Annotated in this window: 17 protein-coding genes; 15 read left to right on the top strand and 2 right to left on the bottom strand. The window is 61.7% G+C overall.

All coding sequences use genetic code 11. The features are described 5' to 3' along the window. Positions 1 to 268: 268 nt before the first annotated feature. Both NJC40_RS04535 and NJC40_RS04530 read right to left on the bottom strand, forming a co-directional pair. Complete coding sequence (locus NJC40_RS04535; protein ID WP_045484644.1) at positions 269 to 1,630, bottom strand: sensor histidine kinase; 1,362 nt, start codon at positions 1,628 to 1,630, stop codon at positions 269 to 271. Further along, a complete protein-coding gene (locus NJC40_RS04530; RefSeq protein ID WP_045484641.1) occupies positions 1,627 to 2,292 on the bottom strand; it encodes a response regulator in 666 nt (221 codons plus the stop codon). The genes NJC40_RS04535 and NJC40_RS04530 overlap by 4 nt, the downstream gene beginning before the upstream one ends. Before the next feature lie 158 nt (positions 2,293 to 2,450). Here NJC40_RS04530 and NJC40_RS04525 point away from each other — a divergent pair, with 158 nt between their 5' ends. From NJC40_RS04525 to NJC40_RS04455, 15 genes are all read left to right on the top strand, one after another. Beyond that, the gene (locus tag NJC40_RS04525; RefSeq protein ID WP_045493955.1) at positions 2,451 to 2,717 is read left to right on the top strand and encodes a PepSY domain-containing protein; all 267 of its coding nucleotides are present in this window, start codon (positions 2,451 to 2,453) and stop codon (positions 2,715 to 2,717) included. Beyond that, complete coding sequence (locus NJC40_RS04520) at positions 2,717 to 3,256, top strand: cytochrome b/b6 domain-containing protein (RefSeq protein WP_253139978.1); 540 nt, start codon at positions 2,717 to 2,719, stop codon at positions 3,254 to 3,256. The genes NJC40_RS04525 and NJC40_RS04520 overlap by 1 nt, the downstream gene beginning before the upstream one ends. 15 nt (positions 3,257 to 3,271) lie before the next feature. Then, positions 3,272 to 4,945, top strand: a complete 1,674-nt coding sequence (locus NJC40_RS04515; RefSeq protein WP_253139980.1) for a phosphoethanolamine transferase — start codon at positions 3,272 to 3,274, stop codon at positions 4,943 to 4,945. A 519-nt stretch (positions 4,946 to 5,464) separates the two neighbouring features. Beyond that, complete coding sequence (locus tag NJC40_RS04510; protein ID WP_253139982.1) at positions 5,465 to 6,736, top strand: aromatic ring-hydroxylating oxygenase subunit alpha; 1,272 nt, start codon at positions 5,465 to 5,467, stop codon at positions 6,734 to 6,736. A gap of 100 nt (positions 6,737 to 6,836) precedes the next feature. Next, positions 6,837 to 8,666: an asparagine synthase (glutamine-hydrolyzing) gene (gene asnB / locus NJC40_RS04505; protein WP_253139983.1), complete on the top strand. Its 1,830-nt coding sequence runs from the start codon at positions 6,837 to 6,839 to the stop codon at positions 8,664 to 8,666. A gap of 31 nt (positions 8,667 to 8,697) precedes the next feature. Further along, positions 8,698 to 9,207, top strand: coding sequence for an aromatic-ring-hydroxylating dioxygenase subunit beta (locus NJC40_RS04500; RefSeq protein WP_045484627.1), 510 nt, complete (start codon positions 8,698 to 8,700; stop codon positions 9,205 to 9,207). A 14-nt stretch (positions 9,208 to 9,221) separates the two neighbouring features. Continuing rightward, complete coding sequence (locus NJC40_RS04495; RefSeq protein WP_045484624.1) at positions 9,222 to 10,118, top strand: alpha/beta fold hydrolase; 897 nt, start codon at positions 9,222 to 9,224, stop codon at positions 10,116 to 10,118. Then, positions 10,115 to 10,780, top strand: coding sequence for a hypothetical protein (locus tag NJC40_RS04490; protein ID WP_253139985.1), 666 nt, complete (start codon positions 10,115 to 10,117; stop codon positions 10,778 to 10,780). The genes NJC40_RS04495 and NJC40_RS04490 overlap by 4 nt, the downstream gene beginning before the upstream one ends. Continuing rightward, positions 10,764 to 11,615, top strand: a complete 852-nt coding sequence (locus NJC40_RS04485; protein ID WP_045484618.1) for a class I SAM-dependent methyltransferase — start codon at positions 10,764 to 10,766, stop codon at positions 11,613 to 11,615. Before NJC40_RS04490 ends, NJC40_RS04485 begins: the two co-directional genes overlap by 17 nt. An 88-nt stretch (positions 11,616 to 11,703) precedes the next feature. Beyond that, positions 11,704 to 14,373, top strand: coding sequence for a TonB-dependent receptor (locus tag NJC40_RS04480; RefSeq protein ID WP_253140041.1), 2,670 nt, complete (start codon positions 11,704 to 11,706; stop codon positions 14,371 to 14,373). Positions 14,374 to 14,398: 25 nt separating this feature from the next. Next, positions 14,399 to 15,487, top strand: coding sequence for an LLM class flavin-dependent oxidoreductase (locus tag NJC40_RS04475; RefSeq protein ID WP_253139987.1), 1,089 nt, complete (start codon positions 14,399 to 14,401; stop codon positions 15,485 to 15,487). After that, complete coding sequence (locus NJC40_RS04470) at positions 15,480 to 16,745, top strand: MFS transporter (RefSeq protein WP_045493949.1); 1,266 nt, start codon at positions 15,480 to 15,482, stop codon at positions 16,743 to 16,745. The genes NJC40_RS04475 and NJC40_RS04470 overlap by 8 nt, the downstream gene beginning before the upstream one ends. Beyond that, positions 16,742 to 17,935 carry an MFS transporter gene (locus NJC40_RS04465; RefSeq protein ID WP_253139989.1) on the top strand — a complete coding sequence of 398 codons (1,194 nt, stop codon included), beginning with the start codon at positions 16,742 to 16,744 and terminating at the stop codon, positions 17,933 to 17,935. The genes NJC40_RS04470 and NJC40_RS04465 overlap by 4 nt, the downstream gene beginning before the upstream one ends. Positions 17,936 to 18,015: 80 nt before the next feature. Then, a complete protein-coding gene (locus NJC40_RS04460; RefSeq protein ID WP_253139991.1) occupies positions 18,016 to 18,525 on the top strand; it encodes a sigma-70 family RNA polymerase sigma factor in 510 nt (169 codons plus the stop codon). Continuing rightward, positions 18,522 to 19,475 carry a FecR family protein gene (locus tag NJC40_RS04455; protein WP_253139993.1) on the top strand — a complete coding sequence of 318 codons (954 nt, stop codon included), beginning with the start codon at positions 18,522 to 18,524 and terminating at the stop codon, positions 19,473 to 19,475. Before NJC40_RS04460 ends, NJC40_RS04455 begins: the two co-directional genes overlap by 4 nt. The last annotated feature ends 192 nt before the right edge of the window (positions 19,476 to 19,667 follow it).

Genomic DNA, 19,667 nt, shown 5'->3' with positions numbered 1-19,667 from the left:
CCGCAGCACGTTGCGTATACGTTACATCGCATCTGTGTTGTCACGTATTCACGACATGGACCACGGAATCATCGCCTCAGATAAAAAATTATCGAACCTTGCTCGGTCCCGGTGGGAGTTGGCTTTGCCAACGAATGCATCGGCACATCCACAACGAAAGCGATGGTCTTGCACAAAACCATAGAGCCCTACAGGACCGCGCGGACCTTAACTGATCGGCATTACGAGTAGGCTCGAGCCGCGAAGTGCTTCGCGGATAAATCCGCTCCTACGAGCCCCCGACCGGAATCAGCACTTCCACGCAAAACCCGCCCTGTGGCCGGTTGGCAAAGTTCAGGGTCAACCCCAGGCGGCGGCAGATCATCTCGACGATAGCCAGCCCCAGCCCGGCACCTTCGGGGTTGTGGGCGCTGTAAAAGCGGTCGCACAAGCGCTGCAGTGCTTCTTCACTCACCCCCGGGCCTTGATCGAGCACCTGCATGCGCATCTGGCTGGCGCTGTTACGGCTCAGGTGCACGCGCACTTCGCTGCCGGCCGGGGAGAAGGTCAGGGCGTTGCTGATCAGGTTTTGCAGCATGATGCTCAGCGAGGCCGGCTCGCTGTTCAGTTGGCAATCGTCTGTACTGTCGAGCACCAGTTCAACGTCTTTGCGCAACGCCAGCGGGGTGAGTTCGGCGAGTTCTTCGCGCATCAGTTCGGTGAGGTTCAGTGCTCGGTTTTCCTGAATACCCGGCTCCAGACGGGCCATGGTCAGCAACTGGCTGGCGATACGGGTCATGCGGCCAACGCCCTGTTGCAGAAAGGCCAGGGCTTCGGCGCGTTCTTGCGGGTCACTGGCCTGCTGTGCGTTACGTACGTGGATGTCGAGGATCGCCAGCGGCGTGCGCAGTTCGTGGGCGGCATCGGCGATGAAGCGTCGCTCGCGATCGAGCATGGCGCGCAATTGCTCAAGCAGGTGGTCGAGTGCCGAGCGCATCGGCTCCAGCTCCGGCGGTTGCGGTTCGTCAGGCAGCGGGTCGAGGCTGCTGTGCGGGCGGTTGCGCAACTGCCGGGCCAGGCGTTGCAACGGGCGCAGCCCCCAGCCCAGCAGTGCCCAGATCAGCAGGGTCAGCACCGGCAGGCCAAGCAGCATCGGCAGCAAGGTGTGGTGGACGATTTTCTGGATCAGGTCCTGACGCAAGTCATCGCGCTCCCCGACCCAGATGCGGATACCCAGGGTCTTGTCTTCCAGCAGTACGCCACACCAGTCCTGGCCCTGATACATCAGGTCATGCAGGCCGGGCGCCGGTACGTCTTCGATGACCGGGGCGGTTTCGGAGCGCACCAGCAGCGATTGATCAGCGGCCCAGATCTGGAAGGCCAGATTCATCTCGTAAGGGTGGGACAGAATGCCCTGGCCTGAGCGGTTCAGCGCCGTCTCCAGCGCCTCTTGCAAGGCTGGCCAGTCACGCTGGGGCGGCGCTTGCTGCAGTACGCCTTGCAGCAACCGTGCGGCCTGCACCAGTTGTGCGTCATAAACGTTTTCGATTTCCCGGTGGCTGTCGCGCACAGCCAGCCAGGCGAGAGTCAGGCTGCCGACAATCATCAACAACAGGGTGGGGGCCAGAATGCGCGTGCGGATGGAAATCACGGCTGGCGCTCCACCAGATAGCCGACGCCACGCACGGTACGAATCAGCCCCGTGTAGAGCTTCTTGCGCAGGTTATGGATCAGCACTTCGAGCGTGTTGCCCGGACCGCTTTCCTGCCAGCCATAGAGCGTACTGCTCAATCGCTCGCGGGTGACCACCACGCCGGGGCGGGCCAGTAACTGATGCAACAGTTGATATTCCATAGGCGTCATCGGCACCGTGTGGCCTTGGTAAAAAACCTGCTGGGTGGCCGGGTCGAGGCTGACGCCTGCGTATTCCAGACGCGGTTGTGCGCGCCCCTGGCTGCGGCGTAGCAGGGCGCGGATACGGGCTTTGAGTTCGTCCAGGTCTACCGGCTTGACCAGATAGTCGTCAGCCCCGGCATCCAGGCCTTGAATCCGGTCGGCAATTGCATCGCGGGCAGTGAGGATCAGCACCGGGACACTGCCTTCGCTTTGCCCGCGAATACTGCGCAGCAAGCTGATGCCATCGAGACGTGGCAGGCCCAGGTCCAGCAACACCAGGTCGAAGCGTTCGCAGTGCAGGGCGTGTTCAGCCTCCACGCCATCGGCCACCCAATCCAGGGTATAGCCTTCGCCACGCAGCGCGACGCGGATGCCCTGCGCGAGTGAGCGATCGTCCTCTACCAGCAATACCCGCATGGTCTGTCCTCCGGTTGCGGCCCGGCCATCATCGCGATTCAAACGCCGTCTGCCAGTAAGCAAATGTTACAGCTCGTTACTCGTTAAGGCTTCATTAAGCTTCGCGCGGCACCGTAGCGGCATCCATCCCAAAAGAGGTGCTGTCAATGTCCCGTCTGCTGCGTTTTGCTCTGCTTCCTTCCCTGTTGCTGGTCAGTGCCGGTGCCATGGCCGGCCCGCAATGCACCACTGCCGAACGCTCCACCTGGCAGGACGCCGAAGCGTTCCAGGCCAAGCTGCGCGAGCAGGGTTACCAGATCAACAAGTTCAAGATCACCGACGGCAACTGCTACGAGATCTACGGCTTCGACAAAGACAAACGCAAGGTCGAGATCTACCACGACCCGGTCAGCGGCAAGGCGGTCAAGACTGAGGTCAAAGGCTGATGGCTGCGGCGACGATCCGCCTTTGGGACCCTTTAGTGCGGGTGTTCCACCTCTCGGTGGCCGGGGTGTTCGTCGCCAACTATTTCTTCAACGAAGCCGGTGACAGCTGGCACGTCTGGCTCGGCTATTACGTTGCCGGCTGGCTGGCGGTGCGCACGGTGTGGGGCTTTGTAGGCCCGCGCAGCGCCCGCTGGGCCGACTTCTGGCCGACCCCGGCGCGCTTGCACGCGCATCTCAGTGCGCTGCGTCAGGGCCGTGACCATCACCGTCTCGGCCACTCACCGTTGGGCGCACTGGTCATGGTGCTGATGATGATCGCGCTTGGCGGGTTGGCCGTGACCGGCTTTCTGATGCAGGAAGTCGACGCCCTGTGGGGCGTGGACTGGCCTGAAGACCTGCACCGCTGGATCGCCAACAGCCTGGCCGGGCTGGTCAGCCTGCACCTGCTGGCCGCCGTAGTGGAAAGCCTGCGGCTGCGCGAAAACCTGCCGCTGTCGATGCTCACCGGCCGCCGCCGGGCACGCCCCGACGATCACTGATACCCAGGACCTCCCATGCTTTTGACCTTGATGCGTTCTGGCCCCGCGCAGCACAGCGGGGCGCGGCCGTGGCTGACCCTGCTGGCGCTGGCCACGTTGAGTTGCGTGTTGCTGCTGGCCGACGACTTTCTGCAACAGCTGTACACGGCGAACAATCGCGCCGAACTGGAGGCGTCATTCGTTGCCGGTCTGTGGGTGTTCAGCCTGGCCTTGTGGTTGTGCAACCTGCGCTGGCTGGTGGCGGGTATCTTGCTGCTTTTCGCGTTCATGCAGACCCTGCAACTGGCCAATATCAGTTTCTTCGGTGAGCCGCTCAATGCCATCGACATCCAGGCCATGCTGGGTGACGGTGCCGAGGTTCGGCAGGCGGCGTTGCACAGCTTCAGCCAGCATTGGCCGGTGCTGCTCTGCGTTGCGCTGCCCTATGCCGCGCTGTTGCTACTGCACCTGCGTTTGCCAGGCCGCGTGGCGTTGCCATCAAGCCGCTGGGCGCTGGTGCTGATTGCGTTGGTGTTGCTGTCCAAACCCTACCGTGCCACCTACCGCAATCTCGATTCGTTCACCGCCAGCGCCAGCCGCAGCGGCCTGCATAACAGCCTCAATGCCTTTTCGGCCTGGTCGGTGCGGCTGGCGCTGCGCCCGGAGCCGGTGCTGCCGCCAATGGCCTACGCGCCCTATCGCATGACCGCGGTGCCAACCAGCGCCAGACACGTGTGGCTGGTGGTGGCTGACTCGTTGCGCAGCGACCGGCTGGGGGTGTTTGGCTACGAGCGCGACACCACCCCGAACCTGCATGCCTATCTGCAAAATAATCCGCACGTGGTGGTGCGCCCCGGTGTTTCCGCCGGGGTCGCGACTGACGTCAGCCTGCCGTACCTGCTCAATCCGATTCGTGAGCCGGGCCAGGACAACCTGATGCGCAGCGGGCGGATCAACCTGTTCCGTTTTGCCCGCGAGGCGGGGTTTCGTACCCACTGGATTTCGTCCCAGGAATCCAAGTTGCTGGCGCATCTGGGCAGCCGCTACCTGGACGTGTCGATCACCCGTGAAGACCACCCGCTGCGCTTTCTGCAACGTCAGGACAAAGCGCTGTTGGACATCCTCGATCAACAGCGTTGGGCCGAGCGCAACTTCGTGGTCATGAACCTGCGCACCGCGCACCTGCCGTACGCGCAGAACTACCGCCACGAACAGACCCCGCGCCCCTGGCCAGACCGCGGCCCGAACGGCCAGGCCAACGCCTACGACAACTCGGTGCATTACCTCGATGGCCTGCTGGGTGAAATCCTGGCCGACTTCGACCGGCTGGAGGGCGAGCGTTACCTGATCATCACCGGCGACCACGGCCAGCGGCTCGGCGAGGACGGCAAATGGGGTCATAACGATTTGGTGCCCGAGGTCAGTGACGTGCCGGTGATTGTGGTCGCCGGTGGTGCGCCGGCCGAGGCACTGGAAAGCATCAGGCGCGAACGCTGGATCAGCCATAACGAAGCCGCTACCTGGCTGGCGAAACGGCTGGGCACCCGTATCGACAACCCGAACCTCAAGCCGGGCGAGCATTTCGTGCATGGCAAGCTGCTGTTCAGTGACAACTTCATCCAGCGGGTCTGCGAGTCAGCCAATGGGCTGGTGCATCATGAGCCGCAGCAACTGAGCATGTTGTTCAAAAAAGGCGTGCCATGTTCGTGACGGCCTTGGGCCCGGTACACGGTTAATGCTGTTTCAGATGTTAGGCCCCGGTACAAGTTTGGCGCGATAGAGCGGCTGGCAATATCGAGCGATAGGTAGGCCACTCGTTGTTCGGTAGGGCTGCCTGAAAGATTTCGAGCGGGGTTTAGTTACCGCTTTACGTGACGTTGGTCGGAATTTTTCGGCTATGTCTCATTACGTTGATCTGTCCGCTCGATTGAACACACCCCGTTGCAGACGGATGTCAAAATGCCTCATTTTTATCTGATTGAGGCTGTATCTTTCTGTATTTAATGAATATTTTTACGTGCGTCAGTGCCTGGCTCTTCCCGTGTGACGCACTGCCCCTATAGAGAGTGCAATTGATTGCGGCTTTTTCTAGTCGGCGTCGAAAAATATTTTAATAGGCCGCACCTCTATATGAAGCGTTATTAGGTAATGGTGAAAGGTTATATCTGATGGAAATTTTCCGTGCTAGGTTGGAATTGTTTCTATCGGCGCGTTAATGGAGGTGTTGGCGTGAATGGATTTGTAGAAACCGATAACCTTAGTTACTTTCGAGTCAATCGGCAGGCCTATGTATCGAGTCAGGTTTATCAACAGGAACTTGACGAGGTTTTCGAGAAAAGTTGGTTGTACCTCGCTCATCTGAGTGAGTTGTCGGCAGCGGGTGATTTTCTGACCCGTGATGTCGGCGGTCGCAACCTGATCATTCAGCGCCAGGACAACGATGAGATCACTGTGTTTCTCAATGCATGTGCCCACCGTGGCGCCAGGGTATGTGCCGAGTCGCAGGGCAACACTCAACGCTTTACCTGTCCCTATCATGGCTGGACCTATGACGGCCGTGGCGCGCTGGTCGGCCAGCCCGACAAGGCCGCTTATGAGTTTCGCGGCCAGTGTGACCGGAGCCTAAAGCTGCACCAGGTGACACATGAGGTCTATAAGGGCTTTGTATTCATTCATTTTGCGCCCAGTCAGCAATCACTGCGCGAGTACCTCGGGCAGGCGGCCGATTACATCGATCTGATTCTCGATCAGTCGCAAGCGTCACTTGAGATCATTCCCGGGGCCTTTGAACACGCCATTGAGGCCAACTGGAAACTGCTCGCCGAGAACGGCGTCGATGCCTATCACTTGCCTTTCGCGCACAAGCGCTACCTGGAGTACCTCAATACGCTAGGCACCGATCCGGCTTCACACAAACGCACGGGGCTGGGGCTGGCGCTGGGCAACGGCCACGCCTTGATCATGAGCGGGCCGCCCTCCACCGGCCGGCCGATCGCCTACTGGAGCCCATTGTTCCCGGAGCAACTGAAAGCCTCCATCGCCACCAGGTTCGAACAGCTGGTCGAACGTTTTGGCCAGGACCGCGCCGAGGCCATTGCCCACACCAACAAAAGCCTGTTCATCTTTCCCAATCTGGTGATCAACGACATTCTCGGGCTCAACATCCGCACTTTCTTTCCGGTGTCGGCGACTCAGGTCAACGTGACGGTGTGGGGTGCCGGGTTCAGCGACGAGAGCCAGCAAGAGCGTGCTGCGCGTATCAACGGCCTGATTTCATTCATCGGCCCCGGCGGTTTCGGCACGCCTGACGATGTGGAGATTCTTGAGTCCTGCCAGCAGGCCTATGCCCACTCGGCGTTGGGCTACAGCGACTTTTCCCGCGGGCTGGGGCCGGGCACCCAGCGCCATACCGACGAAGAACAGAACCGCAGCTTCTGGCGCGAATGGAACCGTCGCCTGAGCAGACAAGTTCCGCTGCGTCATCTCGCGCTGGCCGTTTAACGCGCTGTTCGCCAACCACCGTTACTGACTCCTGGCAGATCTGCCACGCGCCACCGGACTGGCTACGTGGGGAATATCGGGCACTGCAAGGGCTTTGATCATGTGTGGAATTGCTGGATGGATTGACTGGACCCAGGACCTGCAGACGCAGCGTCAGGTTATTGATGAAATGACGGCCACCCTGGCCCGCCGTGGACCCGACGCGCAAGGTGTATGGACGTCTTGCCATGCGTTGCTCGGCCATCGACGCCTGTCGATCATCGACTTGGCCCATGGTGCGCAACCCATGGCCAGTAGCGGGGATGAGGTGGTGCTGACCTACAGTGGCGAGGTCTACAACTACCAGGTCTTGCGTCGCGATTTACAAGCGCTCGGGCAGATCTTCAGCACCCTGTCAGATACGGAAGTGGTGCTGCGCGCTTACCTGCAATGGGGTGAAGAGGCGTTCGCCCGGCTCAATGGCATTTTCGCCTTTGCCCTCTGGGACGAGCGTGATCAGAGCCTCTGGCTGGTGCGCGACCGCTTCGGCGTCAAGCCACTGTATTACTCGCTCAACGGCGGCGGGGTGCTGTTCGGTTCGGAACCCAAGGCGATTCTCGCTCATCCTCAGGTGCAACCAGTGCTCGATGCCAGCGGCGTGGCCGAACTGTTTGCCTTGAGCACCGCACCTACTCCGGGGCACGGGATCTATCAAGGGGTTCATCAGGTCAAGCCGGGCCATGCGCTGCGTTTCGATGTCAACGGTCGGCAGGACCGGGTCTACTGGTCGCTGACGGCTCACGCGCATGCCGATGACCCGCACCAGACTGCCCGTGAGGTCAGCACCTTGTTGCGCCGGGTGGTTGAAGAACAACTGGTGGCTGACGTACCGCTGGGCAGCCTGTTATCCGGCGGCCTGGACTCCAGTGCCATTACGGCCTATGCCGCCGATGCGCTGAAGCAGCATGGCCGACAATTGCCGACCTTTTCCGTGGACTTCACCGGCGGTGGTCAGGGGTTCGTCCCGACACCCTGGCAAAGCAGTTGGGACGAGCCTTACGCGCAACTGGCAGCCGCCTCTCTGCAGACCCGTCATACCACGCTGCAGGTAGCTCCAGAACAGGTTCTGGAGCAGGAACTGGCCGTCCTGCGTGCACGTGATCTGCCGGGTTGGGGAGAGCTGGACAGCTCGTTGTACCTGCTTTTTCAGCAGGTCCGCCAGCATGCCACGGTGGCGCTTTCCGGCGAGTCGGCCGATGAGGTATTCGGCGGCTATCCGTTCTTTCATGACCCACAGGCTCTGGCCTATGACGGCTTTCCGTGGCTGGCTGGCAAAAGCGGCCTGTGGCAGCTGTTGCGCCCGGAGGTGGCCACACGGGTGGCTCCTGAAGAATATATCGATCGACGTTACCGCGAAGCGCTGGCGGAGGTGCCGCGCCTTGAAGGCGAAAGCCCGACCGAGCAACGACAACGGGAGGTCACCTATCTGGCTCTGACGCGTTGGCTGCCTGCCATGCTCGACCGCAAGGACCGTATCAGCATGGCGGTAGGGCTGGAGGTGCGCGTGCCGTTCTGTGACCACCGTTTGGTGGATTACGTATGGAACGTGCCCTGGTCGATCCGCAGTGTGGCCGGAGAGGGCAAGACCCTGCTACGCAATGCGACGCGCGACGATTTGCCCGGCGAGATCGTCGAGCGCAAAAAAAGCGGTTTTCCTGCCAACCCGAACCCTCGTTACCTGGAACTGCTGCGTGACAAGGTCAAGAAGCTGCTGATCGAGGGCGATTCGCCAGTCTTCGAGTTGCTCGACGCCCGCCGCGTCGGCGAACTCCTTGAGCTTGGCCAGCCGCTGCCCAGCCCCAGGGCGTCCAGCAGTCCCACGGCGGGCCTGGCCTATCTGCTGAACCTCGATCAATGGCTGCGCCAGTATCAGGTGGATATTCGCCTGTAGCGCGTCTTGCAAATTTTCAAGGGGAACATCCATGAGTGTGCCACTTACCGATAGCGCTCCGGCGTTGCAATTGCGTGTCAGTGACTTTCTGGTCAATGAAGCTGAGCTGCTGGATAACCGGGAGCTGGAAACCTGGTTCGGACTGTTCGATCAGCCGGCCCAGTACCGGGTTCTGCCGCTGCAAAGTCATCTGGCTGAAGAAGATCCGGATCACAGCCTGTTCATTATTGCCGACGACTACGTGCGCCTGCGTGAACGGGTCGACAGCCTGCTCAGTGGCCACACCTGGATGGAGCAGCCGTTGTCCCGTACCCGACGGCTGGTGAGCAACGTACGCATCAAGGCTCGCGAAGGCGAGCAGCTGACGATCAAAAGCAACTTCATCGTTCATCAGTTCCGTCATCGGCAAAGCTGGAACTTCGTCGGCGAAGCCACTCATGTACTGCGCGACGGCGACGAAGGCCTGCGCATCGTGCGCCGTGATATCCGTCTGGATCACGAAACCATCAATGCCCAGCGGCGTATCAGCATCATCCTTTGAGACAGGAGCCTGCCATGAGTCATCCATTGCTTCCGGGTTTTGAGTACTCGACGTTGACCACCAGCGGGGCGAACATTCACATTGCGGTTAAAGGCAGCGGTCCACCGCTGCTGTTGCTGCACGGTTATCCTCAGAATCATCTTGCCTGGCATCGCGTGGCCCCCAGGCTGGCTGAAGACTACACCGTGGTACTGGCCGATCTGCGCGGCTACGGTCAATCGCGCGCCTTGCAACCAGACGCGACCGGCAGCCATGCAAAAACTGCCTTGGCGCTGGATCAGGTGGAGGTCATGCAGCAGCTTGGTTTCCGGCGCTTTGCGGTGATCGGACATGACCGGGGCGCCAGGGTAGCCTACCGGCTGGCGCTGGAGCATCCGCAGGCGGTCAGTGCACTGGTGTCGCTGACGGTGGTGCCGATCCTGGATGTCTGGAGCACGGTCAACAAGAACTTTGCCCTCAATGCCTACCACTGGTTTTTTTTGGCCCAGCCATTTGACCTGCCAGAGCGGCTGATCGGTGCCGACCCTCGTTACTTTCTGGACTGGACGCTGCAACGCATGGCGCAGGGCCGCGCGATCTACGATCCGCTGGCGCTGCAAAGCTATCACGAGGCCTTCGCCCGCCCCGAGGTGCTGCACGCCATGTGCGAAGACTATCGCGCCGCCACGGGGGCCGATGCCGCTGCCGACCAGGCTGATCGCGATGCCGGCCGGCACGTGCAGGCTCCGGTTCTGGTGTTGTGGCAGGACCGACCCTACCCGCAGGCCAGCCATCCATTGACGGTCTGGCGGTCATGGGCGGCGGATGTTCAGGGCGCGGCCATTCAGTCGAGTCATATGCTTGCCGAGGAGGCCCCAGACGCCGTGCTGGAACAGGTACTGCCTTTCCTGCAGCAGAAGGTGAAGCCATGAGCCCCATTGCCCTGACCCCGGACCAGCAAGGGGCGTTATGGCGCCAGCGGATGTTCGAGGCCCACAGCGCCATGACCGCATACCTGATCGAGCAGCACCGCCCGGAGGATCTGGCAGATTGGATGCAGGTCACCGAGAAAATCTATCACGACCTCCCTTCGCCCCAGGTCGGTGACAGCACCCAGTGGCAGGCGGTTTTTTTCCGTGCCCAGGCGTTGATTGAGCAATTTATCGTGCAGCGTGCTGGGGTTTATGACCTGGATGACTGGGCCACGGCCACCGGGCAGGTGTACCGCGCTCTTGAGCCAGCCGGGCAGGGTGATCCGCAGGTGGCGGCCGAACGTCTGGGGCGTCAGGCGTCCCTGTACGGCACTCGCTTCGACATTCAAGCTCTATCAGCCAAAGGGGCTTTGTTCAAGGTGCATCACTGTGGCATCTGGGATTACCGCGAGCGGGCCCGAGCCAGAGGCGTGCCGATCACCCTCAAATCGGCCTGTACCTACTGCACAAAACTGTTGTCGTCATTGGTCCAGGCCAAGGGCTGTAATGCCCGCTGGGAGTTATTCAGTGACCCGCAAGACCATGGCTGCGAATGGACTATCACGCCGGACAGCCTTAACTCCACCCTCACAGGACGTCTTGAACATGAGCGCGATTATTGAGCAGGCTCGTACCCTCGCAGGCTACGAGACCTCCAGCCGGCTGTTGCAACTGCGTGATCGTGACTGGGTGCTTGACCGGGCATTGCATCAGCCTCGTCACCTGCTCGACCTGGGCTGCGGTATCGGCTCGCTGCTTGAAGGTGCGGTGGCCAGATGGCCTGGCCTGCAACAGGTGTGGGGAATCGAGCGTTCGCCGCAAAGAGTCGAAAAGGCCCGGCAAAAGCTTCAGGGCGCCAAGGCCGATGTGATCGTTAAACAGGGTGATTTGCTGGCATTGCCCAGCCTGGAGCAACGCTTCGACCTGATCAGCATGACCGCCGTCCTGCACTGGCTGTATCCCCACGAAGAACGCTTGTTCCAATGGGTGGCCGGGCATCTGCAGGCGCAGGGCGAATTCATTTTCACCTCCCATCACCCTCGTTCGCGCAATGGGCTGGGCGGGGAGGACGAGTTGGTTGTGGAAGCCTTGCAGTCCATGCAACTGGCTAGCCCGGCTACTGCGCGGCAACACTTCGAGGACCATGATGTTTTGCCGATGGGGCTGCGGACCCGACCGGCCGATGCGCTGCGCGAGATCGTGCAGCGCTACTTCAGGATCACCTCGGTGGCGAGCCGTTCTGCGGCGCTGCGTATCGCCAGTGTCGAGGAGTATCAGCAGTTTCATGCGGCGACCTTCGGCACCTACTTCACGCCGCTGGTGCCTGCTGAGCGGGTTGAAGAGTTTTTCAGCCGGCTTGGAGAGATCGCGCAGCAGCGCATGACTCGCCAGGGCTATGTGACCGACATACCGGTCAATGTCTGGCGGGCGGTCCCGGCGCTGGCGGCGCGGGCATAACCTTATGAGCAATCGGTCTCGTGCCGGGGTGAAAAACATCCGCGCCAGTTGCACTCATCTGTACGTGATTGCCTGGGGTAAGTTGATGATGAGCCTTGACCGTACGTTTCACCGACGCCTGACGCCTCTGTGCTATGCCGTCGGCTTTGCCTGGTTGCTGGCCAGCGAGCAGGTGCTCGCACAGCCAGTCGGCGCGGCACCTAATGTCCAGACGCTGAGTTTCGATATTCCCGCCGGGGCGCTGTCCGAGGTGCTGCTGAGTATCGTGCGCCAGAGCCGCACGCCGATCTCTTTCGATCAGCAACTGGTTCAGGGGCTGCAGGCACCTGCGGTGCGCGGTGCCCTGAGTCTTGATCAGGCACTGCAACAGGCGCTGCAAGGCAGCGGTCTGGGGTACAGCCGCAGTGCCACGGGCATTTTGACCTTGCATCCGCTGGGCACACCTGCCGCAGCTACATCGGCGATACCGGCACGCGCTAGCGCCCCGGCCGCTGCGCTGGCAACGGTAGTGGTCACCGGTACCCGGCAAGCCGATGTCCAGGCGGCCGACAGCCTGAGCCCGATCGACGTGGTCGACAGCAACCGGTTGCAGCGCAGCGGCGCGACCGATCTGCGCGAGGCGTTGGTCAAACTGTTGCCCTCACTGACCCGTCAGGCGCAGCCATTCAATGCATCGGCGCTGACCCGCACGCAATCGCTGCGTGGCCTGAGTCCCGATCATGTGCTGGTGCTGGTCAATGGCAAGCGCCGCCACGAGACGGCCAACCTGAACATCAGCGGCGGCCTGCAAAAGGGCACCACCGGTGCCGATCTGGACATGATTCCGATCAGCGCCATTGAGCGCATCGAGGTGTTGCGCGACGGCGCCTCGGCGCAGTACGGCTCCGACGCCATTGCCGGGGTCATCAATATCATCCTCAAGTCCGCCGATCAGGGTGCACAGGTGACTGCCGACATCGGCCAGTACGGTGCCGGAGACGGCCTTGCCCATGGCTCCGGGGTCAACGGTGGACTGGCGTTTGGCGACAGCGGTTTTCTCAACCTCAGTGCCGAATACCGCGAGCAGGAGCGCACGGTGCGCAGCGGTATCGATAATCGTACCGGCCGACGCGACAACATCTCCATCGGTGATCCGGTGTTTCACCGCCAGTCGCTGGCCTACAACACGGGCTATGGGCTGGGGGATGCTGTTGAGCTCTACAGCTTCGGCACTTACACCCGGCGTCAGGGCTCGTCGGCCGCCAACTATCGGCTGGCATCGGTCGCGCCGGGTCTTTACCCCGCAGGGTTCACCCCAAGGCCCAACAGTGACGAAGATGATTATTCGCTGGTGCTCGGTGTGCGGGGTGACGCGTTGTTCGACCACTGGCACTGGGATCTGAGCACCACTTATGGTGTCGACAAGCCGCAGATCAGCATGACCCAGTCGGTCAACGCCGCCATCTACCGCGCCACCGGCGACAGCCCTACCCGGTTTGACCTGGCCAGTTACCGCAATAGTCAGTGGACCCATAATCTGGATATCGGCCGCGGCTTTGATGTGAGTTTTCTGGCCCGGCCGCTGAATGTCTCGCTGGGCCTGGAACAGCGGCGTGATACCTATTCGATTCATGCCGGGGACCTGGCGTCTTATGAGCAGGGCGGTGCCGAGGCGCTGGCCGGGCTGTCGCCGTTGAGCGCCGGCAAATGGTCGCGGGACGTGCTGGCAGGCTATATCGACCTGTCGTCTTCGCTCACCGAGCAGTGGGAAATCAACGTGGCAGGTCGGCACGAGGATTTCAGTGAGTTCGGCGGCACCACCAACGGCAAGCTGGCCACCCGTTACGAATTCAACCCGCAGGTTGCGCTGCGCGCCAGTATCAGCAGTGGTTTTCGTGCCCCGTCGCTGGTCCAGGAACACTACACCGGGCTTAGCGTCGGCCCGGACATCGCTCTGGGCCTGCTGGCGGCCAATTCCTCGGCGGCGCGCTTGCTCGGAGCTGAAGATCTCAAGCCAGAGAAATCCACTAACTTCAACATCGGGTTGGCGCTCAAGCCGCTGCCCAACGCGACACTCAACATCGATGCCTACCAGATCAGGATCCGCGACCGGATCGTCGACAGCGGCACCTACTCCGGCCAGCCAGCCATTGACGCTTTGACCGCCGCCGGCATCTCGTTGCCCACCGGGCTGGACACCATCAGCACCCACTATCTGGCCAACGGTGCCGACACCTTGACCCGCGGGGTGGATATCACCGGCAATTACCTGACCTCTTTGGGAGCATGGGGCGAAATCAACTGGGAAGTGTCGGCCAACTTCAATCGCACCAAGCTGGAAAAGAACCACCGCGGCGCCAATGGCGACGAACTGCTCAATGCCCAGCAGATTGCCTGGATCACCACCTCGACCCCGCGCAGCCAGGTGTCGCTGGGCGGCACCTGGAGTATCGACGACCTGGATCTGAGCCTGCGAGTAACCCGTTACGGCAGAACCACCTCAGAACTGGACTACACCGTCGGCCCCAATGCCTGGTCGGCCACCGAGTTCAATCACTTCGTCAACAGCCCCAAATACATCACCGATATCGCTGTGCGCTACGCGGTCAACCGCCACCTGCAGCTCACGGCCGGGGCTGACAACCTGTTCGATGTGCGCCCCGACAAACTTCCGGCCCAGAACACCACCTACGGCGATGTTTTGCGCTATGACACCTACGCCTCGCAGATCGGTTTCAACGGCGCGTTCTATTACCTCAAGGCTCGCTACGAGTTCTGATCAGCGGACAGCAGAAGGAAGCTTCATGGCACTCGAAATTCGTGGCGGTGTACGCGCAGCAGCCTTGCCCGGTGACACTCCCTTGCAGCGCCAGGCGGCGCGGCTGCTGGGGGATTTGCGTGAGCGCGACGCCGACCCGCAGTACATTCAGGACCAGGCGCGGCAACTGGAGGCCGATGGCCTGGACAGTGCACTGGTCACGGTCTACAGCGCCTGGCCTGATCCCTGGCTGGTGGCCGGCTGGGCCTTGGCGGCCAGCCAGCAGTTGCGCCTGACCGTGGCCCATCGGCCCGGCGTGGTGCAGCCCACGGCAGCTGCGCGTGCGCTGGCAACCCTGGATAAATTGTCCGGCGGCCGCGCGGCGGTGCATCTGGTGATCGGCTCCAGCGATGCCGACGTGCAGCGCGATGGCGATTTCCTGAGCAAGGAACAACGCTACGAGCGGGCGCGGGAATACCTGGAAATCTTCACCCGCACCCTGCAGCACAGCGAGCCATTCGACTACCAGGGCCGCTTCTACCGGGTCACCGATAGCAGCTCGGGGGTACGGCCGGTGCAGCAACCCCGGCCGCCAGTTTCCATTGGTGGAGCATCGCCACAAGCCAAGGCGCTGGCGGCGCAGTTTGCCGACATCTACGCCGGCTCTTACGCCAGCCCCGAGCAGGCGGCAACGGTGGTGCAAGAGTTGCAGTTGCTGGCGCGTGAACACGACCGGCAACTGCGTTTCTGGCGGCACTTCAAGGTCATCCTCGGCACCGATGATGCCCACGCGCAGCAACGCGCCAGCCATTTGCTGGAGCAGGCCGGGGTCCAGTTGCAACAACGCAGTGCCCGGCAGCTGGATACCTCACCGCAGGTGGCCAGAGACCGAGAGCGCGCCGCGCCTGAGACTTTGCAAACCCAGAGCCTGGAGCACTGGGCGCGCAAGGATCTGCAAGACAACTTTGCTCAATGGCTGGTGGGTTCGGTGGCGACTGTGGCCGAGCGCTTGCTGGCGTTCTATCGGGCGGGCATCGACATCATCCAGATCGAGGCGGCGCTTGAGGACGAACAGGACCTGCGGCTACGCCGTCAGCTGGTCAGTGAACTGAGACGGCTGAGCAATGATGAGTGATGCGCCCCGTTACGCTGGCGAGCCTTCGGCATCGGAGTGGACACCCGGTTCGGTCGGCCTGTTACTGGTCTCGGTGGTGGCGATCATTTTTGGCCCGGCTGGCATTCTACTGGGCACCTTCAGCCTGTTCATCGAGCCGTTGAGCCTGGCGTTCGGTTGGGAGCGGGCCGAGGTGGTCGTACTGGTCAGCGTGTTCGGTCTGGCGGTGGCCGTCACCAGTCCGCTCAAGGGCTGGTTGATCGACCGCTGGGGAGCCCGCCGGCTGATGCTGATCAGTACGGCATTGCTGGCGCCATTGTTGATGGCGCTGGCAATCGTGGAGCAGACCTGGCAGGTCCGTGTTCTGTTTCTGGTGTTGGGTATCCTGACCCCCGGCAACATGCCTTACGGCAAGCTGCTGGGCGCCTGGTTTAATCGACGGCGCGGCATGGCCTACGGATTGCTGGGCCTGGGGTTCGGCCTCGGTGGGCCGCTGGGGCTGTTCATCGGCCACCTGAGTATCGAAACCTGGGGCTGGCGCGGCGCCTGGTTGGTGTATGGCCTGCTGGAGTTGCTGGTGGCCTTGCCGTTGCTGTACTGGCTGTTCCGCGAGCCTGCCGGTCAGCAGGAGGAGGCGGCCCGGTCCGCTGAGCTGGGTGTTTCTGCATCCGAAGCCTGGCGTACGGCGACCTTCTGGCTGGTGCTGGTCAATCAGGTGCTTTGCGTGTTCGTCATGTCCGGCATCATCACCCATGGCGTGCCCATGCTCGTGGAACGCGGTCTGTCACGGGCCGAGGGGGCGACGGTTCTGGCGGCGCTGTCGCTGGGCATGACGGTTTCCCAGCCGTTGATGGGCGGCCTGATGGATCGTTTGCAGACCCCGCGCGTGGCCTTGCCATTCGCTTTGCTGGCACTGCTTGGCATGCTGTTGTTTCTGCACGGCGGCGGGCTTGTCGAGTTGTGGCTCGCAGTGTTCCTGATCGGTCTGGGCGGCGGGGGCGAGAGCGGCACCACCAAATACTTCGTGGCCCGCTACTTTGGCCTGCGGCGCTTCAGCGTGATTTACGGCGCCGTGCAGCCATTCACTTTCGCGGTATCGATCAGCTTCGGCGCCTGGCTGTTGGGGCTGCTTTATGACCTGACTGGCAGCTATGCGGTGGCTGAGTGGACGCTGACGGTCGCTTTTCTGCTGGCTGCCCTGAGCCTGCTGGGCTTTCGTCCCTATCCAGAGGCTGACCCGCGCCCATGGGCCCCGCTACCTACAGAGAGCCGTTCATGAACCAGACTGCACAAGCGCTTGCCACCCATCAACGTTTCGCCCCCGGCGTCTGGCTGCTGGCCGGCCTGGCCTTTGTGGTCGGCACCGTCGAGCTGGTGGTGGCCGGGATCCTCGATCAACTGGCGGCAGCCTTCAACGTCACCCAGGGTCAGGCCGGGCTGTTGATGAGTCTTTACGCGCTGGTCTATGCCTTGATTGGTCCGGTGCTGATCTACTTCACTGCCAGGGTTGCGCGACGCCGCTTGCTGTACGTGGCATTGCTGGTGTTCATTGCGGCCAACCTGTTCAGTGCCGCCGCCGTCAGCTTTGTGTGGTTGCTGCTGGCGCGCCTGCTGGTGGCGACCGCCGCTTCGGTGGTAGTGGTTGTGGCGATCACCATGGCGGTTGCCATGGTGCCAGCCCAACGCAGTGGCCAGGCCATTGCCCTGGTGTTCGCCGGTATCGTCGCCTCGCTGGTCATGGGTGTACCGCTGGGCACTCTGATCGGCGAATACTGGGGCTGGCGCACGCTTTTCATTCTGCTGGCCGGGTTGGCGCTGTTGTGCCTGCCACTGCTGTCGCGCTGGCTGCCCGACCCGCCCGGCGCACCGGGGATCGCACCGGCCCGACAACTGGCGGCGCTGGTGCAGGGCAACGTGTTGCTGGCGCACTTGGCTGCGCTGCTGCAAATGACCGGGCAGTTCACCCTGTACACCTACATCGTGCCGTTTCTGGTTGCCAGCATGACGTTGTCCAAGCCGCTGATCAGCCTTGTGCTGCTGGTCTATGGGGTGGGAGGCATCATCGGTGCATTGCTGGGCGGGCGGATCGCTGACCGCTGGCCAGGGCCGTTGGGGTTTGGCGTATGCCTGTTGCTGCATGCATTGGCCATGAGTCTGCTGCCGCTGGCTACCGCCAGTCTGCTCAGTTTGCTGGTGCTGGTGGTGGTCTGGTGTATTTTCAATATGGCGCCCGGCCCCGGTATTCAAAAGTATCTGGTCCAGTTGCAGCCCGATGATGCCGCAGTACAGATCAGCCTTAACACCAGCGCCATTCAAATGGGGGTAGCGTCGGGGGCCTTTGTCGGCGCGTTGCTGATCGATCACTACAGTGTCAACGCCCTGCCCTGGGTGGCCGCTCTGCTGGTCTTGGGCAGCGCCTTCTGCGCCTGGCTGTCATCGCGCATTACCCGGTACAAGGACAACGACTGAACGTCGAGAACACTACAACCTGGCAAGCTCACTACCGTCTGACCTGTTGGCGTGAGTATCCGTTTTTGGGCTCAATGAATATGGATAGCACGTCGACAATCAAAAACACTTTGATCGCTCGCTTGTTCAACCAGAACTACAACTGGCTGTGCAAGCGCCTGTCGAAGCACACCGGCTGTAACCACAGCGCCGAAGATCTGGCCGCCGAGGCTTTTTTGCAGGTATGGATGTTGCCCGACCCGGGCGCCATTCGCTCACCGCGCGCACTGTTGGCGACCATTGCTCAGCGACTGATGTACGAGAGCTGGCGCCGCAAGGATCTGGAGCGTGCCTACCTGCAGTTTCTCGCCGAGACGCCCGAGCAGGTGCACCCCTCACCTCACGAGCAGTGGATATTGATCGAAAGTCTGCAGGCCATCGACCGGCTGCTGGACGGTTTGTCCAGCCAGGCCAAGACCGTTTTCGTGCTCAGCCAGCTTGAAGGCCTGACCTATGTGCAGATCAGCGAGCGGATCGGTTTATCGGTGGCCCGTATTCATCAACTGATGAAAGATGCCCTGCGCTGCTGCTATCGGGAGCTTGGCGAATGAGTTCTTCAGAGCAGACTTTGCTCGAAGAGGCGATCGAATGGATGGCGCAGATCCAGTCTGGCAGTTTCGACGAGCACCAGCAGCAGGCCCTGGAGCAATGGCGCAATCAATCACCTGAGCATGCGCGGGTGTTCGACCGCTTGTTGGCCGGGCTGGCCAGCGTTCAGGCGTCGCCCTGGCGAGGCCGGCACAGTGAGCCGCTGTTGCGCGCCATCGAAGAACCCTTCAGCCGTCGGCGCTTCATTGGCAACAGTCTGGCGCTGTCGGGTGTGTTGCTGGGCGCAGGTTTGTTTGCCCGCTGGATGCAAGCGGGGATGGGATTGCCCGGTGAGCTGGTAACTGCCACCGGCGAGCGGCGGCGATGGCAACTGGACGATGGCAGCCATCTGGAACTCAATGCACGCAGCCGCGTAGTGCCGAAGTTTGATGACCGCTACCGGGGGCTGCAACTGCGCAGAGGCACTCTGCTGGTCGAGGTGGCAGAACAAAACCTGCCGCTGGAAATCGCAACGGCGCACGGTGCAGTGCATAGTCAGGCGGGACAGGTACAGGTCGGTGAGGAGGGCGATGGCATTCGTTTGCTGACGCTACGCGGCGAGGCCTTGCTGCACCTGCCCGGCGGTGCCCGCATTGCGGTGCCTGGTGCGCATTCCTTGTTGTTCGACGGCCAGGGCGTCAAACAGCGTGAAACCTTGCAGCCAGGCGAAGGCTCTTGGGCCAGTGGCTGGCTGGAGGTCCATGACAAACCTTTGGGCTGGGTGATCGAAGCCTTCCGGCCTTACTTGCCAGGGATCGTCGTGATTGATGAGGCAACAGCCAGAGTCAGGGTCAACGGCCTGTTCCCGCTGGACAATATGAACGTCTCTCTGGACATGCTCAGCCGCAGCCTGCCGGTTGAAGTGGTTCGCCACAGCGATTACTGGGTGCGGATAAAGACAGTGACAGGCTGAACGAAGCAACCACACGGCGGTTTGCAAACGGCCGATTGCAGTACGCGCCCATAGCGGCTCGGGGAGCTTTGCCGTGGCCTCAGACAGGGCCGCTCAACCACGGGCAGGCATGCGACAAATTGTCCCTTTACGCACGTCCGTTCGTTATATCTTTTGTCTAATTCGCGCCTTAGAATCCGCGCCAAATTCCGG

The organism is Pseudomonas sp. 21LCFQ02 (assembly GCF_024129895.2).
GTDB lineage: Bacteria > Pseudomonadota > Gammaproteobacteria > Pseudomonadales > Pseudomonadaceae > Aquipseudomonas.
This window is presented reverse-complemented; position numbering and strand designations above follow the sequence as displayed.

What these genes read in the sequence shown, in the direction of transcription:
- NJC40_RS04530 (WP_045484641.1), bottom strand. Translation starts at nt 2,292, where the DNA reads ATGCGGGTATTGCTGGTAGAGGACGATCGCTCACTCGCGCAGGGCATC.
- NJC40_RS04520 (WP_253139978.1), top strand. Translation starts at nt 2,717, where the DNA reads ATGGCTGCGGCGACGATCCGCCTTTGGGACCCTTTAGTGCGGGTGTTC.
- NJC40_RS04515 (WP_253139980.1), top strand. Translation starts at nt 3,272, where the DNA reads ATGCTTTTGACCTTGATGCGTTCTGGCCCCGCGCAGCACAGCGGGGCG.
- asnB (WP_253139983.1), top strand. Translation starts at nt 6,837, where the DNA reads ATGTGTGGAATTGCTGGATGGATTGACTGGACCCAGGACCTGCAGACG.
- NJC40_RS04500 (WP_045484627.1), top strand. Translation starts at nt 8,698, where the DNA reads ATGAGTGTGCCACTTACCGATAGCGCTCCGGCGTTGCAATTGCGTGTC.
- NJC40_RS04495 (WP_045484624.1), top strand. Translation starts at nt 9,222, where the DNA reads ATGAGTCATCCATTGCTTCCGGGTTTTGAGTACTCGACGTTGACCACC.
- NJC40_RS04490 (WP_253139985.1), top strand. Translation starts at nt 10,115, where the DNA reads ATGAGCCCCATTGCCCTGACCCCGGACCAGCAAGGGGCGTTATGGCGC.
- NJC40_RS04485 (WP_045484618.1), top strand. Translation starts at nt 10,764, where the DNA reads ATGAGCGCGATTATTGAGCAGGCTCGTACCCTCGCAGGCTACGAGACC.
- NJC40_RS04480 (WP_253140041.1), top strand. Translation starts at nt 11,704, where the DNA reads ATGAGCCTTGACCGTACGTTTCACCGACGCCTGACGCCTCTGTGCTAT.
- NJC40_RS04475 (WP_253139987.1), top strand. Translation starts at nt 14,399, where the DNA reads ATGGCACTCGAAATTCGTGGCGGTGTACGCGCAGCAGCCTTGCCCGGT.
- NJC40_RS04470 (WP_045493949.1), top strand. Translation starts at nt 15,480, where the DNA reads ATGAGTGATGCGCCCCGTTACGCTGGCGAGCCTTCGGCATCGGAGTGG.
- NJC40_RS04465 (WP_253139989.1), top strand. Translation starts at nt 16,742, where the DNA reads ATGAACCAGACTGCACAAGCGCTTGCCACCCATCAACGTTTCGCCCCC.
- NJC40_RS04460 (WP_253139991.1), top strand. Translation starts at nt 18,016, where the DNA reads ATGGATAGCACGTCGACAATCAAAAACACTTTGATCGCTCGCTTGTTC.
- NJC40_RS04455 (WP_253139993.1), top strand. Translation starts at nt 18,522, where the DNA reads ATGAGTTCTTCAGAGCAGACTTTGCTCGAAGAGGCGATCGAATGGATG.